15 protein-coding genes are annotated in these 14,330 nt (G+C 64.2%); 8 read left to right on the top strand and 7 right to left on the bottom strand.

Going from position 1 to position 14,330, the window contains the following annotated elements; all coding sequences use genetic code 11:
* Nucleotides 1-51 precede the first annotated feature (51 nt).
* The 6 genes from Q0330_RS09970 to Q0330_RS09995 form a co-directional block, all read right to left on the bottom strand.
* The gene (locus tag Q0330_RS09970; RefSeq protein WP_299478131.1) at nt 52-1,554 is read right to left on the bottom strand and encodes a tripartite tricarboxylate transporter permease; all 1,503 of its coding nucleotides are present in this window, start codon (nt 1,552-1,554) and stop codon (nt 52-54) included.
* Between the two features lie 12 nt (nt 1,555-1,566).
* Nucleotides 1,567-2,013 carry a tripartite tricarboxylate transporter TctB family protein gene (locus Q0330_RS09975; RefSeq protein ID WP_299478134.1) on the bottom strand — a complete coding sequence of 149 codons (447 nt, stop codon included), beginning with the start codon at nt 2,011-2,013 and terminating at the stop codon, nt 1,567-1,569.
* 45 nt (nt 2,014-2,058) lie between these two features.
* Nucleotides 2,059-3,018 (bottom strand): tripartite tricarboxylate transporter substrate binding protein, encoded by a 960-nt coding sequence (locus Q0330_RS09980; protein ID WP_299478137.1) that lies wholly within the window; start codon nt 3,016-3,018, stop codon nt 2,059-2,061.
* Between the two features lie 36 nt (nt 3,019-3,054).
* Nucleotides 3,055-3,963, bottom strand: a complete 909-nt coding sequence (locus Q0330_RS09985) for an alpha/beta hydrolase (protein ID WP_299478140.1) — start codon at nt 3,961-3,963, stop codon at nt 3,055-3,057.
* Nucleotides 3,960-4,802 carry an MBL fold metallo-hydrolase gene (locus Q0330_RS09990; RefSeq protein WP_299478143.1) on the bottom strand — a complete coding sequence of 281 codons (843 nt, stop codon included), beginning with the start codon at nt 4,800-4,802 and terminating at the stop codon, nt 3,960-3,962. The genes Q0330_RS09985 and Q0330_RS09990 overlap by 4 nt, the downstream gene beginning before the upstream one ends.
* Nucleotides 4,803-4,895: 93 nt before the next feature.
* Nucleotides 4,896-5,894, bottom strand: coding sequence for a tripartite tricarboxylate transporter substrate binding protein (locus tag Q0330_RS09995; RefSeq protein ID WP_299478146.1), 999 nt, complete (start codon nt 5,892-5,894; stop codon nt 4,896-4,898).
* A gap of 102 nt (nt 5,895-5,996) precedes the next feature.
* Between Q0330_RS09995 and Q0330_RS10000 the strand changes: the two genes are divergently transcribed.
* The 8 genes from Q0330_RS10000 (at nt 5,997) to Q0330_RS10035 (ending at nt 13,663) form a co-directional block, all read left to right on the top strand.
* Nucleotides 5,997-6,980: a LysR family transcriptional regulator gene (locus tag Q0330_RS10000; RefSeq protein ID WP_299478149.1), complete on the top strand. Its 984-nt coding sequence runs from the start codon at nt 5,997-5,999 to the stop codon at nt 6,978-6,980.
* Nucleotides 6,961-7,470 carry a DUF3237 domain-containing protein gene (locus Q0330_RS10005; protein ID WP_299478152.1) on the top strand — a complete coding sequence of 170 codons (510 nt, stop codon included), beginning with the start codon at nt 6,961-6,963 and terminating at the stop codon, nt 7,468-7,470. Before Q0330_RS10000 ends, Q0330_RS10005 begins: the two co-directional genes overlap by 20 nt.
* 322 nt (nt 7,471-7,792) lie before the next feature.
* Nucleotides 7,793-8,839 (top strand): phosphoribosylformylglycinamidine cyclo-ligase, encoded by a 1,047-nt coding sequence (gene purM, locus Q0330_RS10010; RefSeq protein ID WP_299478155.1) that lies wholly within the window; start codon nt 7,793-7,795, stop codon nt 8,837-8,839.
* Nucleotides 8,836-9,423: a phosphoribosylglycinamide formyltransferase gene (gene purN / locus Q0330_RS10015; protein ID WP_299478158.1), complete on the top strand. Its 588-nt coding sequence runs from the start codon at nt 8,836-8,838 to the stop codon at nt 9,421-9,423. Before purM ends, purN begins: the two co-directional genes overlap by 4 nt.
* 67 nt (nt 9,424-9,490) lie before the next feature.
* Complete coding sequence (locus tag Q0330_RS10020) at nt 9,491-10,243, top strand: (Fe-S)-binding protein (RefSeq protein ID WP_299478160.1); 753 nt, start codon at nt 9,491-9,493, stop codon at nt 10,241-10,243.
* Nucleotides 10,243-11,664: a LutB/LldF family L-lactate oxidation iron-sulfur protein gene (locus tag Q0330_RS10025; RefSeq protein ID WP_299478163.1), complete on the top strand. Its 1,422-nt coding sequence runs from the start codon at nt 10,243-10,245 to the stop codon at nt 11,662-11,664. Before Q0330_RS10020 ends, Q0330_RS10025 begins: the two co-directional genes overlap by 1 nt.
* Nucleotides 11,661-12,314 (top strand): LUD domain-containing protein, encoded by a 654-nt coding sequence (locus Q0330_RS10030; protein ID WP_299478167.1) that lies wholly within the window; start codon nt 11,661-11,663, stop codon nt 12,312-12,314. The genes Q0330_RS10025 and Q0330_RS10030 overlap by 4 nt, the downstream gene beginning before the upstream one ends.
* Nucleotides 12,315-12,448: 134 nt before the next feature.
* The gene (locus tag Q0330_RS10035; protein ID WP_299478170.1) at nt 12,449-13,663 is read left to right on the top strand and encodes an NAD-dependent epimerase/dehydratase family protein; all 1,215 of its coding nucleotides are present in this window, start codon (nt 12,449-12,451) and stop codon (nt 13,661-13,663) included.
* Between the two features lie 6 nt (nt 13,664-13,669).
* Here the strand turns inward: Q0330_RS10035 and Q0330_RS10040 are convergent, their stop codons facing one another.
* The gene (locus tag Q0330_RS10040) at nt 13,670-14,326 is read right to left on the bottom strand and encodes a trimeric intracellular cation channel family protein (protein ID WP_299478173.1); all 657 of its coding nucleotides are present in this window, start codon (nt 14,324-14,326) and stop codon (nt 13,670-13,672) included.
* Nucleotides 14,327-14,330: the final 4 nt, after the last annotated feature.

Raw genomic sequence — 14,330 nt, forward strand, 5'->3', positions numbered from 1 at the left:
TCAAACTACTTCACCGCCACCGGATATGCATCAAGTTAAAATCGAAATGCTCTAGTATTTCGTTGATGCCTCGTCCTCATTGCCTGCTCGCTTTCCGAACCGGGGCGCCAGATAGGGCCAGATAATGCTGAACATCGCGACGGCCAGCAGCAGCCCGGAGACAGGACGGGTGAAGAACATCCAGGTCCCGTCATCGGCATAGGTGATGCCCCGGCGCAGGTTCAGCTCAAGCATGGGGCCAAGGATGAAGGCGAGGATGAAGGGACCGACCGGCAGGCGGCAGCGATCCATGATCAGGCCAAGACCGGCAAATGCCAGCAGCAGCACATAGTTGAAGGCCGTGCTGGAGCCGACGAAGACACCCACGAAACCCAGAACAACCACCGCCGGGTAAAGATAGTGATAGGGGATCTTCAGGATCGCCGGAAACAACCGCATCCCGAAATATTGCAGCAACAGCACCAGCACCGCCGAGATCATGGCCGTCAGGAACAGCGCATAGACCACGCCGGGATTGTTGGTGAACAGCAGCGGCCCGGCCTGAATCCCGTGGATCATCAACCCGCCCAGCAGGATTGCGGTCGTGCCGTCACCCGGAATTCCAAGCGCCACCATCGGGATCAGCGACCCGCCAACCGAAGCATTGTTCGAGGTCTCGGAGGCGAACACGCCGTCAATGCATCCCTTGCCGAATTGCTCGGGGTGGCGCGATGCCGATTTCGCCTGTGCGTAGGCGACCATGTTTGACAGGCCCGCCCCCATGCCAGGCAGAAAGCCGATCCACAAGCCGATGAAGAACGAACGGATGATGTTCCAGGCATTGTCGCGATACTCGCGCAGGCTGACGCCGAAGCCGCGAATATCCTTCATGTCGATTTCCGGCACCTGCTGTTGGCCACGCGCGTAATCCGCAACCACCTGTTTCAGCGCGAAAAGCCCGAGCATCAGCGCGATCAGGTCCAACCCGCCGCCCAGATAAATGCTGCCGAAGGTAAAGCGCGGATAGCCGTCAATGGGCGCGAAACCGATGGTGCTGAGCAGCAGGCCCAACCCGGCCGAGGCCATGCCCAGGAAGATGCTGCCCCTCGATAGCGCCGCGACCAGAGAGATTGCGCAGAAGCCAAGCGAGAAATACTCCCACGGTCCCAGTTTCAACGCCAGTCGCGCCAGTATCGGGCTGAGGAACATGGCGATCAGAATGGACAGAACCGTGCCCACGAAAGACGCTGTGATCCCGGCGCCAAGCGCCTTGACCGCCTGGCCATTGCGAGTCATCGGGTAGCCGTCAAAGGTGGTGGCGATGGATGATGGGGATCCAGGAATGCCCAGCAGGATCGATCCGATCAACCCCCCTGAGACGCCTCCCACCCAGATCGACACCAGCATGGCAAGCCCGACCTCCGACGGCATGCCGAAGGTCACCGGCAGCAGCAGGGCCACGCCAAGACCGCCGGACAGGCCGGGGATCGCGCCCAGAATGATGCCGATCGCGGTGGACAGAAGAATGATGAGGAAGGTCAGGGGCTGAAGCAGCATAAGGAAGCTGTCGATCATGATCCTTCCTCCTCAGACCAGAATGCCATGGGGCAGAAAGGCGCCCAGCATGGTCTTGAAGATCAGATGTACGGCCAGCGTCAACAGCGCGGCATAGACCGCGCCATGAAGCGCGTTCCGGCGCTCTGGCCCGGCAATGACCCAATAGAGTGCAAAGCTTCCCGCGAGCGTCGCGATATGGAACCCGACCAGCCATAGCCCCAGAGCATAGCCGACCAGCAGCCCAGCCATAACCAGCCCGCGCTGCCATTCCCCGGACGGGATCGCGGGCTGCTCCCGCGCTGCGTGGCGCAGCAGCAGCCCCAGCCCGCAGATCACCAGGATCGCACAGGCCAGCATCGGAAACAGCTTCGGGCCGGGATCGTTGTTGAAGGTGCGCACGTTGAACTGGGACGCGGCAATGACCCCGCCCGCGCCAATCGCAAGCAGTACAGCGCCAAGTGGCTTGTCGGTATTCATCTGTCCTCTCCTCCCTCGGTCAAACGACCCCTTGATCCGATCGGCCTAAGGCGCAAGCCCGAGGCTATCGGCCAGACCGGCGATCTTGGCATCCTCGTCCGCGACCAGTGCCTGGGCCTCCTCGACGCTATATGCGCGGAACGTGCTGTCGGCGGCGTTCAGCCGTTCCTGAACCGTCGGGTCATCGGCCATGCCGGCGATGGCCGTATTGATTGCCTGCACCGTTTCATCCGGAATTCCCGGCGGTCCCCAGATGACCAGCGGCGCCAGCCAGGTGATATCGACGCCCTGGCTTTGACAGGTTTCGAGATCGGGATAGTCCGGATCAGGCTGCGGATCGATCATGCACAGCACGCGCATCTGCCCGGCTTCCTCGAACTGCCTGGCCGAGGCGGCGCCCAGATTGCCGATATCGATATGGCCCCCCTGAACACCGGCAACCTTGTCGACCTCGGCGGAAGCTTCGACAAGTCGCAGGTCGATATCCTCATTGGCCATCAATGCGCCCGCAATGAAATGCGTGCTGCCGCCAAGCGAGACACCGACTGTCCGCTCGCCCGGATGGGCGCGGGCATCCTCGACAAAATCGCGCAGCGTCTGCCAGGGCGCATTCGCCCCGACCGCGAAGACCTGCGGCGGATAGCTTTGGGCGATGGCCGTCGTGGTGAAATCGCCAACCTGGTGATCGTATTTTCCGGTATGGGCGTTGACGAGCAGGCCGGTATGCATGAACAGCAAGGTCTGACCGTCGGGCGTCGCGGTACGCACCTGTTCGAAGGCGATGGTGCCGCCACCGCCCGGCTGGTCGATGACGACCACAGGCACCTCCAGCTTCTGTTGCAGGTAATCCGCGACAATCCGGCCCATGATATCGGTGCCACCGCCGGGCCGTGACGGGATCACCAGTTCGATCGGCCCCGAGGGCCAGTCGGCAGCCCCCGCCGACAGGGGCAGGACGCTGAGGCACATGGTGGCGGCAAGGCCGGCTGACTTGGGAAAACGCATAATCTCTCCTCCGTTGATTGGTTCTGGGCGGTGCGATCAGGGGGCAAGTGCCGTGCGCAGCCACCCCACAAGCGCCTGCCGGGCCTTCAGATGCCGGGCGTGACCCGCGATCAGGAAACCGTGGTCGCAATCGTGGTATTGGTGCACGGTCACATCGACCCCCGCGAGGATCAGCCTGCCGGCATAGCGCTGCGCCTCGAAGCGCAGCGGGTCCAGTCCGGCAGTGAGGATAAAGGCGGGCGGCTGGCCGTCCAGATCGGCCGGATCAGCCAGCACCGGCGACAAGAGCGGGTCTGACAGGCGCGTCGGATCAGCCGCGTAAAGCGCATTGAAGGCCCGCAGCCGCGAGGCCGGAAAGATGCTGTGCGGCTCCAGCTTGTCCTCGACCGGCGTGACGCCGTCCAGAAAGGGATAGCTCATGAACTGCGCACAGAACCGGAAGGCGCCCGACCGTCTGGCCATCAGGCAGGTCGCTGCCGTCAGGTTGCCACCCGCGCTATGCCCGCCCATTGCAATCCGCGCCGGATCGACGCCAAGCACGGCCGCCTGATCGAAGGTCCAGACCGCGATATCGTGGCATTCATGCAGCGCGGTCGGAAAGGGATGTTCGGGCGCAAGCCGGTAATCGACATCCAGAACCACCGCACCAAGCTGGCTGGAGAGATGTGCGCAGAACACCGTATCGCGCTCCTGATAGCCGCGCACGAAGCCGCCGCCATGCACATTGATGACCAGCGGACGCAGCCCCTCTGCCGCAGCTTTCGGCACCAGCTTCAGCACCCGTGCATCGCCCACACGAGTCGGTACGGCGAGTTCCTCGACCGTGACCAGTTCCAGATCGGCCTTCATTTCTGGCGTCAGTTGCGTCGGCACCAGGGAACCGGCACGTAGCTCGACCGCCATCGCGGCACGTTCTTCCTGGCTCCAGTTGAATTCGTCGATCATGCGGCCTCCTCCAGCAACTTGCGAATCTGGGCGATCCGTCCATCGATCAGGCCAGTCCAGATCGCGCGGTCGTGGAACGGGTTATGCCCGGGACGGATCTGATCGACCTTCTCCATCATCTCGACCTGCTTCGGATGCGAGCCAAGCGTGATATCCACCGGGATCTCGCGCAGCTTCAGCATGGAGTTCAGGAAATCCTGCCGGATCGACGCCGGCTGGCCCGAGCCTGCAAGCGCCGCGTCGCTCAGCGTGTTCAACCCCACGCCACCATGCATCCCGCAGAGCAGGGCCTCGCCATCCTCGCCCTCGGTTTTGAAGAAGAACGAAGTCGTCCCCGGCGTGTGCCCCGGCGACAGCACGGTGCGGATGCGACGGCTTCCCAACTGGACCGGCACGTCATCGTCAAAGAACCCGTCCGGCGTAAAGCTGCCAAAGGGATAGCCTTCGTTGAAAATCTGGTCCGGGCGGTCATTCATGAACTGCCAGTCCTCGCGACTCATCATGACCTCGGCGCCAGAGTGTTCCAGCAAGCTGCGCACGCCGCCGATATGGTCGTAATGCATATGGGAAATCAGGATCTTGCGGATGTCTGCCGGGTCGAAGCCCAGCTTGCGGATATTCTCCAGCACCAGATAGACCTGCGGCTGCATCGTGGTGTCGATCAGCGCCAGCCCATCATCCGAGGCAAGCAGATAGGCGCCGACCCAGTTATTGCCGACATAGAAGGTATCCTTGGCCACCTGGAACGGTTCGTTCGCGACCTCCCAGGGCCGCTCGCAGCCCTGGCACAGGCATTCATAGGGATCGGTCGGCAGCGGCGGAAGCGGCTTGCGGGTCATCGGCAGGCTCCTGATTGTTGGTCTTGCATGAGGCGACCGCCCGGTGCCGCGATTCGGGGCACCGGTAACGCGATCACCATTCTCTTTGCGGGCTCAGTTCAGGCCCAATGCAGTCGCGGTCTCGCCGATACGGGCATCGGCATCCGTCAACTGCCTGGTCATGTCGGCCTCGGTCAGCGGCGTCACCGGCATTCCCATCTTGTTTAACTGATCGGCCACCGCCTGATTGCCAAGCGCCGCGCCGACCGCATCATGGATGGTCGTCACCAGCGCCGGATCCATGTCCCTTGGACCAAGCACAAGGAAATCAAACCCGAAGATCGTGCTGGGGAAGCCCTGTTCGGCTACCGAGGCGACCTCTGGCATGGCGGGGTCACGTTCAGGATTGCCCGCGATCGTTCCCAGCACCCGCAAGGCGCCGGTCTCGACATATTGCTTGGTGCCGGGCGTGTTGATCAGCGCGGCATTGATCTGCTTGCCCTGAAGCTGCACCAGCTTGTCGGCATCGCTGCCTGCCTCGACAAAGCGGAATTTCGCACCGCTGTCCTTCTCCAACAGCCCGCCCATGAAATGGGTCGAACCGCGGATCTGCACGCCAAGACTGATCTTCTCGGGTTCAGCCTTGGCCGCATCGACCAGATCCTGCACGCTCTGATAGGGGGAATCCGCTGGCACCGCGAGCGCATAGCTGCCGCCCACCGACATCACCGCAAGCGGGGTAAAGACCTCCAGCGGGTTATTTGGATAAGCGCCAGTGTGATAGGCGGTCAGAAGCGAGGTATGAAAGAACAACAGCGTCTGCCCGTCGGGGTCGGCATTGCGAACCTGTTCGGCGGCCACTGCACCGCCACCACCGGGCGCATTGACGACGACGAAGGGCGCGCCCTCTGCCTGTTGCAGGGCCTCGGCGACGATCCGCGCCACGGCATCGGTGCCGCCGCCGGGGCTGGCCGGAACCAGAAACTGAACCGAGCCCTGAGGCCACTCGGCCTGTGCCTGCGCCCCGGTTGTGCCAAGGGCGATACATGCCGTGGCAAGGGCCAGTGCCAGCACGCCGCGCCGACTGTGACCGAAAGGTTGATTGGCTGTCATGAAATCTCCTCCCAGAACTTCATTTCATTGAGGTTAAGAGGAATTTGGCATAATGAAGAAATAAGAAATAACCCCGATGTATAAGTTAAGCTTTTACCTGAGATGGCCACCGATTCCCTGACCCTCTTGCGCCGGCTGATGGCGCGCGGACGTCTGCGACATATGCAGGCCCTGGTCATGCTGGATGACCTGCGCAGCATGAGCCGCGCCGCCGATGCCATGGGCATGACCCAGCCCGGTATGACGCAACTGGTTGCCGAACTTGAACAATTGCTGGATGCGAACCTGTTCCTGCGCCATGCCCGGGGGGTCGAGCCGACGTCGACGGCACTGGCGCTCTTGCCGGTGGCTCGTCGTATCATCGGTGCCTCCGAAGAAGGGGCGGAGGTCATCGCCTCGCATAATCGCCGCGACGGTGGCCTTGTCCGAATCGCCAGCACGGTCGCCGCGCAGGGCGGCATGATCCCGCAGGTCGTGCCGCGCTTTGCCGAAGCCTATCCGGACATCCAGCTGCAACTGGAATCTGTCGTCGGGCAGTCGCTAGATGCCTCTTTCGGCAATGACGAGTTCGATCTGGTCTGCTGCCGCCGTCGCGAGGTCGTGCCCGATAAATGGGTCTGGGTCTATTGCCGCGAGGACGCCCTGTCGGTTTTCTGCAATGCCTCGCATCCCCTGGCCCCGACGGGGCGCGCCAGCATGGCCCAACTGGCCAACGAACGCTGGCTGTTAAACCATGTCGCGACCATCGCCCGCCATCATTTCGACGAGATGCGGCGAAAGGCCGGCTGGACCAGAATTCGCGAATTGCAGGTGATCAGCCGCATCCCGGCACTGGTCTGGATCATGCTGGATGCCAGCGACGCGGTTTCGCTTCTACCCGACAGCGTGGTCGAGTTGTGGACCTCGAAAGGGCAGATGGTCCGGCTGGATACGCCAATGACGCTGCCGCTGGCGCCATTGGGCTTTTATTGGCGCCCCGACCGCGCGGGCCTCGCCACCAGACTGTTGGCCGAGGCATTCATGGAACAGTCACAGGACCCACCCCCTCAACCCGGAGACAACCGACATGTCCGACCAGAGTCCTGAACAAGCCGCTGATCAAATTGCGGAAACCATCCTGAACCAGACGCCCCCGCAACACCCCAGCTTGCGGCTGGTTTTTGAAGCCCTCGTCGATGTGACTGATCGCATTGATCTTGGCACTGGCCCGCTTGGCCCGCGCTTCATCGTGCCAATCACTGGCGGCATCTTTCGCGGTGGTCCGGGGCTGGAAACCCTGCGCGGAAAGGTCCTGCCCGGCGGTGCCGACCGGCAGCAGTTACGCCAGGACGGGGTCAAGGAACTGGATGCGCTATACGAGTTGAAGGCCGAGAACGGCACCATCCTGACGGTGCGCAACCGCGTGCTGATCGACGATCCGGGCGACCAGCCGCGCTACGCCATGTCACGCATCCAGATCACCGCGCCCGAAGGCGAATGGGCTTTCCTGAACCGGCGCCTGATTCTCGGGACATTGCAATCCGCCCGCCCGGCCCGCAGCGCGGTGATCATCAGGGGCTGGCAAGTCGACGGCTGAAGGGGTCGTCTCAAGGACACCTGCCGACGGGCGGCGAATGGTCCGTGCCGGATTTGCCTGAGGCTTCAACTCTCGAACGGGATTTCTTCCGAGATAGGTGAGTGCGCGGTGCGGTTGGTTCTCGATATCGAGGATCGTCTTGGGTCTTGCTCGCAGGCAGGAATGTCTGTCACGGCAACGATCGGTGGTAACGGTTTGACACAGGACTGACGCGCCATGTGAATCACCTTCGCCAACCTGGAAGAACAAACGCGTCCGGCTCGGTGATTGCCAGCAAGCTGGGCTTGCGTTATCGGGGGGCAACTTCACGAAAGGAATGGCGATGGCCGAGGACAAGAAGGGTCTTTCCTATGCGGATGCAGGCGTCGATATCGACGCCGGCAACGAGCTGGTCGAGCGGATCAAGCCTGCCGCTGCCGCCACCAAACGGCCCGGCGTGATGTCGGGCCTCGGCGGGTTCGGGGCGCTTTTCGATGTGAAGGCGGCGGGCTTCAATGACCCGGTGCTGGTTGCCGCGACCGATGGCGTCGGCACCAAGCTGAGGATCGGCATCGACACGGGCGAGCCTGATGGGCTCGGCATCGACCTGGTGGCGATGTGCGTCAACGATCTGGTCTGCCAGGGGGCGGAGCCCTTGTTCTTCCTAGATTATTTCGCCACCGGCAAGCTGTCGGTGGATGAGGGCGCGCGCGTCGTGACCGGCATTGCCGAGGGCTGCCGGCGGTCCGGCTGCGCGCTGATCGGGGGCGAGACGGCGGAAATGCCGGGCATGTATCACGATGGCGATTTCGACCTTGCCGGTTTTGCCGTCGGCGCGATGGAGCGTGGCACCGAATTGCCGCAGGGCGTGAGCGCGGGCGATGTGCTTCTGGGCCTCGCCTCGGACGGGGTGCATTCGAACGGGTTTTCGCTGGTGCGCCGCGTTGCCGAAGCTGCGGGGCTCGGCTGGGGCGATGCCTCGCCCTTCGGGGCGGGCACGCTGGGGCAGGGGTTGCTGGTCCCGACCCGGCTTTACGTCAAGCCGGCGCTGGCGGCGATCCGCGCCGGCGGTGTGCGTGGCCTTGCCCATATCACCGGCGGCGGGCTGACCGAGAACCTGCCGCGCATTCTGCCCGAAGGCCTCGGGGCCGAGATCGACCTTTCCGCATGGTCGCTGCCGCCGGTCTTCCGCTGGCTGGCCGAAGCCGGGCGGATCGCCGCGCCGGAAATGCTGAAAACCTTCAATTGCGGCATCGGCATGGTGCTGGTCGTCGCCCCCGAGCGCGCCGAGGCGCTGGCAGCCTTGCTGGGCGAGGCGGGCGAGACCGTCTTCCGGCTGGGCGAAGTGGGCGGGGACAAGGGCATCCGCTATCGCGGCGAATTGGCGTGAAACGTGTCGCCATCCTGATCTCGGGCGGCGGGTCGAACATGGTCCGGCTGGTCGAGAGCATGACCGGCGATCATCCGGCGCGCGCGGTGCTGGTCGGTGCGAACGATCCGGGCGCGGGCGGGCTGTCCAGGGCCCGCGATCTGGGCATCGGGACCTTCGCCGTCGATCACCGCCCCTTCGGTCGCGACCGCGCCGCGTTCGAGGCCGAATTGCTGCGCCATCTCGATGCCGCGCAACCCGATATCGTCGCACTGGCCGGTTTCATGCGCATCCTGACGCCGGATTTCATCCGCCATTTCGAAGGTCGGATGCTGAACATCCACCCCTCGCTGCTGCCGAAATATCCCGGGCTGCACACCCATGCCCGCGCCATCGAGGCCGGCGACCGGGAAGCCGGCGCCACCGTGCACGAGGTGACGGCCGATCTCGATGCCGGGCCGATCCTTGGACAAGTGCGGGTGCCGGTGCTGGCGGGCGACACACCCGATGATCTGGCGGCGCGGGTGCTGGTGCAGGAGCATCGGCTTTACCCCGCCGTGTTGCGCCGTTTCGCAGCCGGAGAACGTGGCCGGCTGGACCTCTGATCCAAGCCGACCGTTGAACCGCGCGCGATTTTCCGGCAGGCTCGGCCTGTCCAGCGGGGAGGGCCAGATGAGCAAGCCAAAAATCGGTCTTTTCGTGACCTGCCTTGTCGATGCCATGCGCCCGCAGATCGGCTGGGCGACGCTGAAACTGCTGGAACAGGCAGGATGCGAGGTCGAGGTGCCGCGCGCCCAGACCTGCTGCGGCCAACCCGCCGGCAACAGCGGCGACAAGCGGGGGGCGGCGGCACTGGCGCAGCAGGTGATCGAGACCTTCGAGGGTTACGATTACCTCGTCGGGCCTTCGGGGTCCTGCGTCGGGCAGATCCGGTCCTATCCGACGCTGTTCAGCGATCCGGGCTGGCGGAAACGTGCGGAAGATCTGGCCGCGAAGTCGTTTGAAATCCTGGGTTTTCTGCATGACGTGATGAGCTGGCAGCCGGAAGGCGTCGGGCTGAACGCCTCGGTGACCTATCACGACAGCTGCTCGGGCCTGCGTGAACTCGGCATCGAGGCGCAGCCGCGCGCGCTGCTGGAGGCCGTCGAAGGGCTGGAGATGCGGCCTTTGAACGGGGCCAATGTCTGCTGCGGCTTTGGCGGCACATTCTGCGTGAAATACCCCGAAATCTCGACTGCCATCATCAGCGAGAAGACCGCGAATATCGCCGCGACCGGGGCCGATATCCTGCTCGCCGGCGATCTCGGCTGCCTGATGAACATGGCCGGGCGGCTGCACCGCGAGGGCGCCGCCACCCGCTGCTTCCACACCGCCGAGGTGCTGGCCGGCATGGCCGATGGCCCGGCCATCGGGGAGGACGCCTGATGGGGGCCCCCGAAAAATCGGAAAATTTCAAGCAGCGCGCCCATGACGCGCTTGCCGATCCGAACCTGAAGACCGCCATCGAGCGCACCACCGGCACGGCGGAAACCAAGCGCGCGGCGGCCATCGGCGCCTTCCCGGAGTTTCAGGCGGCGCGGGTGCGCGGCGCGGCGATCAAGGATCACGTCATCGCCAATCTCGACCATTACCTGATCGAGTTCGAAAGGAACGCGACCGAGGCCGGCGCCCATGTCCATTGGGCGCGCGACGCAAAGGAAGCCGCCGCGATCGTCACCCGCATCTGCACCGAGGCCGAGGCGAAGATCGTCACCCGCGCCAAATCCATGCTGGGCGAGGAAATCGGCCTGCCACATGCGCTGGAAGATGCCGGGATCGAACGGGTCGAGACCGATCTGGCCGAACATATCATCCAGCTTGCCCATGAACGCCCCAGCCATATCATCTGGCCGGCCATGCACCGCACCCGCGAGGATGTGGCGGAACTGTTCTTCAAGGACCACCAGCCGCCGCCCGATGCCGACGATCCGGCCTCGATGGTGGCCTCGGCCCGGCGGGTGCTGCGCGAGAAGTTCATGGCCGCCGATGTCGGGATTTCCGGTGCGAATTTTCTGGTCGCCGATACCGGCGCGACCTGTACGGTCACGAACGAGGGCAATGCCGAACTTTCGACCACGCCGCCGCGCATCCATATCGTGACGGCGGGGATCGAGAAGCTGGTGCCCTCGACCGATCATGCCATGGCGCTGCTGCGGCTGCTGGTGCGCTCGGCCACGGGCGGCGAGGTCACGCAATACACCACCTTCCATTGCGGACCGAAGCGGGTGGGCGATGCCGATGGCCCCGAGGAAATGCATATTGTGCTGGTCGATAACGGGCGAAGCCGGATGGTCGGTGACGAGTTCCGCCAGATGCTGCGCTGCATCCGCTGCGGGGCCTGCATGAACCATTGCGTCGTCTATCGCCAGATCGGCGGCCACGCTTACGGCGGCACCTATCCTGGGCCGATGGGCGCGGTGCTGACCCCGGTGCTGGACGGGCTGGCGGCCAGCCGCGACCTGCCTCATGCCTGCACCCTGAATGGCCGTTGCGAAGAAGTCTGCCCGGTCCGCATCCCGCTGAAAACGCTTCTGAAGGCATGGCGCGTCAGATCTTGGGACAGCCAGCAGGAGGTCGGCGCGGTGCGCATGGGCCTCGGCATCTGGGGTTTTGCCGCGCGCCGGCCCCGGCTTTACCATTTCGGCACAAGGCTGGCGCTGCCGGTGATGCGGCTGTTCGGCAAGGGCGGCTGGATCAGGAAGATGCCCCTGGCCGGCGGCTGGACCGAGACCCGCGACCTGCCGAAGCCCGCCGCGCGCAGCTTCATGTCGCAACATGCGAAATACGGAAATGGTGGCCCGAAATGAGCGCGCGCGACGATATCATTGCCGCCGTCCGCGAGGGGCTGAAGCGCGGGCAGGGTGGGGCATTGCCGCGCCGCGCTCCCGCAGAGATCAGGGCCGAGGCGGCGGCGCTTCTGGCCGGCCTCGACGAGATCAGGCCGAGCCTGGTTACGCCCGATCCGGTCGAAGCCTTTATCCAGAAATGCGCCAACCCCGCGCTTGGCGTGACGCTGGACCGGGTCGCGGGCTGGGCGGCGCTGCCGCAGGCGGTGACGGGATATCTGGACCGCCACGAGCTGCCGCATCGCCTTGCCGTCAGCGGCGATCCGCGCCTTTCGGCCCTTGGTCCGGGGATCGAGACCCATGCCCCCTGCGCCCCGGATGAGGCCGCCGCGATCAGTATTGCCAGCTGGGGCGTGGCCGAGACCGGCTCGGTCGTCATCCACTCGGCACCCGATCAGCCGATCCTGAACGCCATGCTGCCGCGTCACTGGCTGGTCGTGGTCGAGGCGGCGAAGATCCTGCCCTTCCTCGACGATTACGCCACCTTTGCCAGCCTGCGCCCGCGCAATGCGGTACTGATCACCGGATCCTCGGGCACCACCGACATCGAGGGCTATTTCGTGCGCGGCGCCCATGGCCCCGGCTTCGTCCATGTCCTGCTGATCGGCTGAGCACCATTCCGCCCTGTCGCGGCTGCGTCACATAACTGTCTTGCGACGGTGATAGGCGGCGATTACTGATCGGTGCGAATGACAGCGCCGACCGGCCATCGGGGCCGGAACATGCGGTAAGGAAAGGCTTCTTCATGCGTATTGCGGTTCTTGGTGGCGACGGCTTTGTCGGCTGGCCGACCTCGCTTCATCTGTCCAATCTGGGGCACGAGGTTCATATCATCGACAACCTCTCGCGGCGCTGGATCGACACCGAACTGGGCGTGCAATCGCTGACCCCGATGGATTCGATTCAGGAACGCTGCCGGATCTGGAAGCAGGAAACCGGTCGGCAGATCCATTTCCACCTGCTGGACCTGTCGAAAGAATTCGAGCGTCTGAAGCAATGGTTTGCCGAAATGAAGCCCGACGCGGTGATCCATTTCGCCGAACAGCGCGCCGCGCCCTATTCGATGAAATCCGACCGCCACAAGGTCTATACCGTCAACAACAACACCAATGCGACGCATAACGTGCTGGCGGCCCTGGTGGAAACCGGCATCGACGCGCATCTGGTCCATCTCGGCACGATGGGCGTCTATGGTTATTCCAGCGTCGGCGCGCCGATCCCGGAAGGCTATCTGGATATCGAGATCGACACGCCCACCGGCAAGAAATCCCAGCAGGTGCTTTACCCGACGCGGCCCGGCTCGGTCTATCACATGACCAAGAGCCTCGATCAGATCATGTTCCAGTTCTATGCCCAGAATGACGCCCTCAGGATCACCGACCTGCATCAGGGCATCGTCTGGGGCACCCATACCGACCAGACCCGGCGGCACGAACAGCTGATCAACCGCTTCGATTACGATGGCGATTACGGCACGGTGCTGAACCGTTTTCTGATCCAGGCGGCGATCGGCTATCCGCTGACCGTCCATGGCTCGGGCGGGCAGACGCGGGCCTTCATCCATATCCAGGACTGTGTGCGCTGCATCGAACTGGCGCTGTCCGATGCGCCAAAGGCGGGCGAGCGGGTGAAGATCTTCAACCAGATGACCGAAACCCACCGGGTGCGCGATCTTGCGGCTTTGGTGGCGCGGCTGACCGGGGCGAAGGTGATGAACCTGCCCAACCCGCGCAAGGAGGCCGACGAGAACGAGCTGATCGTGAAGAACGATCAGTTCCTCGCGCTCGGGCTCAATCCGATCACGCTGGCCGACGGGCTGTTGGGCGAGGTGGTCGAGGTGGCGAAGAAATACGCCCATCGCATCGACCGGAGCCGGGTGCCGGCGGTCAGCGCCTGGACGAAGGAAATCGCGCAGAAGGTCGATCACGACCCGGAATCGCATCTGTCCGACGCGACATAGGGCGGCTCAGCCCCGCGTGCGGGGCGGGCGCGGTTTATAGACGGGCAGAGACCAGCCCCAGATCAGCGTGCCCGCGCGCAACAGGAATGTGGCAAGCCCGCCGCCGGTCAATGCCAGCGCGCGGGGCAGGCCAAGCCAGGCCAACAGCAGCGCGATGACCGCGCCGCCGAAGGCGCAGGTCAGGTAAAGCTCGCGGCCTTTCAGGATCAGCGGCACCTCGTTGCCGACCACGTCGCGCATCAGCCCGCCCATGGTGCCGGTGATGACCCCCGCAATGACGATGATGACCGGCCCGAAGCCGCCGGCCATGGCCACGCCCACACCCGCCGGCACAGCCACGCCAAGCGCGATGGCATCCAGCCACAAAAGCCAGCGATAGCGGCTTTCCAGAAGATGCGCGGTCCAGAAGACCAGAAAGGCCGCAGCCGCCGCGATCACGATCAGTTCGGGCTGGGCGACCCAGAAGACCGGCGCGCGGCCCAGCACCAGATCGCGCAGCGTGCCACCGCCCACGGCCGTCAGCGAGGCCATGAAGATGAAACCGATGATGTCGAGTTGCTGGCGCGAGGCGACAAGCGCCCCGGTCAGCGCAAAGACCAGAACCGAGCCGTAATCCAGCGCCCAGATATAGGTGCTGATGGTGGTGACGAGATCGGGGTTCATGGAC

It is taken from the genome of uncultured Paracoccus sp., from assembly GCF_937873615.1.
Classification (GTDB): domain Bacteria; phylum Pseudomonadota; class Alphaproteobacteria; order Rhodobacterales; family Rhodobacteraceae; genus Paracoccus.

Bases quoted from the DNA above. Each gene is read 5' to 3' on its own strand.
- Q0330_RS09990 (WP_299478143.1), bottom strand. From the start codon at position 4,802: ATGACCCGCAAGCCGCTTCCGCCGCTGCCGACCGATCCCTATGAATGC.
- Q0330_RS09995 (WP_299478146.1), bottom strand. From the start codon at position 5,894: ATGACAGCCAATCAACCTTTCGGTCACAGTCGGCGCGGCGTGCTGGCA.
- Q0330_RS09980 (WP_299478137.1), bottom strand. From the start codon at position 3,018: ATGCGTTTTCCCAAGTCAGCCGGCCTTGCCGCCACCATGTGCCTCAGC.
- Q0330_RS09970 (WP_299478131.1), bottom strand. From the start codon at position 1,554: ATGATCGACAGCTTCCTTATGCTGCTTCAGCCCCTGACCTTCCTCATC.
- Q0330_RS10020 (WP_299478160.1), top strand. From the start codon at position 9,491: ATGAGCAAGCCAAAAATCGGTCTTTTCGTGACCTGCCTTGTCGATGCC.
- Q0330_RS10035 (WP_299478170.1), top strand. From the start codon at position 12,449: ATGCGTATTGCGGTTCTTGGTGGCGACGGCTTTGTCGGCTGGCCGACC.
- Q0330_RS09975 (WP_299478134.1), bottom strand. From the start codon at position 2,013: ATGAATACCGACAAGCCACTTGGCGCTGTACTGCTTGCGATTGGCGCG.
- Q0330_RS10005 (WP_299478152.1), top strand. From the start codon at position 6,961: ATGTCCGACCAGAGTCCTGAACAAGCCGCTGATCAAATTGCGGAAACC.
- Q0330_RS10040 (WP_299478173.1), bottom strand. From the start codon at position 14,326: ATGAACCCCGATCTCGTCACCACCATCAGCACCTATATCTGGGCGCTG.
- Q0330_RS09985 (WP_299478140.1), bottom strand. From the start codon at position 3,963: ATGATCGACGAATTCAACTGGAGCCAGGAAGAACGTGCCGCGATGGCG.
- Q0330_RS10030 (WP_299478167.1), top strand. From the start codon at position 11,661: ATGAGCGCGCGCGACGATATCATTGCCGCCGTCCGCGAGGGGCTGAAG.
- purM (WP_299478155.1), top strand. From the start codon at position 7,793: ATGGCCGAGGACAAGAAGGGTCTTTCCTATGCGGATGCAGGCGTCGAT.
- Q0330_RS10000 (WP_299478149.1), top strand. From the start codon at position 5,997: ATGGCCACCGATTCCCTGACCCTCTTGCGCCGGCTGATGGCGCGCGGA.
- Q0330_RS10025 (WP_299478163.1), top strand. From the start codon at position 10,243: ATGGGGGCCCCCGAAAAATCGGAAAATTTCAAGCAGCGCGCCCATGAC.